The 333-nt window shown below is 66.7% G+C and carries 1 protein-coding gene; it reads right to left on the bottom strand.

Annotated features, from left to right (window positions below; genetic code table 11):
* A partial coding sequence (locus tag H6B10_RS15875; RefSeq protein ID WP_243427436.1) for an acyl-CoA dehydratase activase occupies positions 1-333 on the bottom strand: 333 nt, incomplete at both ends.

The raw sequence follows: 333 nt of genomic DNA, 5'->3' as shown, positions 1-333 counted from the left end.
GGTGCGGGCCATCATTTCCAGAAAACGTCCGGTACCGGCGGCGCATTTGTCGTTCATCACAAAGTTCACCACGGCGCCGTTTTCGTCCAGCCGGATGACCTTGCTGTCCTGCCCGCCGATGTCGATGACGGTGCGCACGCCGGGGTCCAGGTAATGGGCGCCCCGGGCATGGCAGGTGATCTCGGTGATGCTCTTGTCACCGTCCTGGATGGCCGTGCGGCCGTAGCCGGTGGTCACGATGGCGTCAATGTCGCTGCGCTGCAGCCCGGCCTGTTCCAGGGCCTGCTCCAGGGCACGTTCGGCGCCTACGGCGGCACCGGCACCGGTGGGCAG

The sequence above is a fragment of the Gemmiger formicilis genome (assembly GCF_016901605.1).
Classification (GTDB): domain Bacteria; phylum Bacillota; class Clostridia; order Oscillospirales; family Ruminococcaceae; genus Gemmiger; species Gemmiger formicilis_B.
This window is presented reverse-complemented; position numbering and strand designations above follow the sequence as displayed.